The 1299-nt window shown below is 44.0% G+C and carries 1 protein-coding gene and 2 pseudogenes; 2 read left to right on the top strand and 1 reads right to left on the bottom strand.

The window, feature by feature from the left end; genetic code table 11:
• Positions 1 to 155, top strand: a pseudogene (locus tag L1D55_RS27250) (IS5/IS1182 family transposase); the annotation flags it as partial.
• Between the two features lie 179 nt (positions 156 to 334).
• Entirely contained in the window at positions 335 to 1096 is a 762-nt protein-coding gene (locus tag L1D55_RS27245) for an alpha/beta hydrolase (RefSeq protein WP_239919510.1), read from the top strand.
• Here the strand turns inward: L1D55_RS27245 and L1D55_RS27240 are convergent.
• Positions 1074 to 1299: pseudogene (locus tag L1D55_RS27240) on the bottom strand (IS5/IS1182 family transposase); the annotation flags it as partial. The gene L1D55_RS27245 and the pseudogene L1D55_RS27240 overlap by 23 nt on opposite strands.

The following is a 1299-nucleotide window of genomic DNA, read 5'->3' as shown; positions in this document are numbered from 1 at the left end:
ACCGTTCAATCTCTGAGACGGCAATGTCCCGATATAAAGGACTGACTAGCGGCACATTGAGCTTGAGATGTTATAACGCTCAAGTTGGTGAGGCGTTAGCAAACGTCAAAGCAATGAACAAAGTTCTAGGACTAGGTATGCCTATTAGAAACTAACAGGTAAGTTCCGTAGGATAGATACGTCCTTTAGCTGATTTGATCAACAACGCCCATTAAAAGACGCAAAGGCCGAAGGTATTTTACTTGAGTTGAAAGATGATGAGAGCAAAGAACGCGTTGTATTTTCAGTGGCTTGATTGGCTAGTCAATAACAAGCAATTCGACGCGCTTGGTATGTGAAGTATGTATATGTTAAGTGTCGTGTTCTGTGGGTTTCAGGGGAAGAAATTAAAGAGTTTAAGGTTGAGGGCTGTAACGCGATACTCAGGTATCACGATCTTCCCGGTTCGGAAGTGCCTATTATTTTTATACACGATATCGGCTGCGCTTCCTCGTTTGATTATCCGGCCGTTGCGGCCAGTGAATATTTGCATCCTCATCGGCGCATTCTTGTCGATTTATTAGGTTCGGGATTTAGTGATCAGCCTGAGGGTTTCGATTACTCCATAGGTAGTCATGCGGCTTATCTTGAGGCATTCATTCAATCTTTGGGCTTGGATAAGTTTGTGATCTATGGTCACAGCATGGGTGGTGCTGTGTCGGTTGTATTGGCTGAAAGAGTTCAATCACAACTGCAGGTCTTGGTGTTGAGTGAGGCGAATCTTGATTCCGGTGGTGGCTTCTTTAGCAAGAAGATTGCGAGCTATACCGAGTTTGAATATGTCAACCTCGGTCACGCTCAGATAGTGCAGCATAGTATCGATGAGCCAAATACTCAGTGGGCAGCCAGTTTAGTGGTGAACTCAGCAGTAGCGACACACAGGCAAGCTGTTTCCTTGATAGAAGGGCAGGAACCAAGTTGGCGTGATCGGTTGTACTCTTTAAATGTAAATAGAACCTATCTATTCGGCAGTAAATCTTGGCTTTGTTGCGTAATTAAATTTAGATATAGAGCCAACCCGTTTCGCGTATTTCTTAGTCAATACGACAGGTTTTAGGCATACCTAACCTAGTAAGCTTGTTCAACGCTTTTATCATCGCGTAAGTTTCACCCACCTGGGCATTGTAATTTCTTAAGCTCAGTTTCCCTCCTAGCAACTGTTTAACTCGATACATCGCTGTTTCTGAGAGTGAACGCTTGTGGTATCCATACCGCTCTTTCCAATTGAACGCTTGTGGTATCCATACCGCTCTTTCCAAT

The sequence above is a fragment of the Vibrio sp. Isolate22 genome (assembly GCF_022398115.1).
Lineage (GTDB): Bacteria > Pseudomonadota > Gammaproteobacteria > Enterobacterales > Vibrionaceae > Vibrio.
The sequence above is the reverse complement of the archived record's forward strand: the minus strand, read 5'-3'. Positions and strand labels throughout refer to the sequence as shown.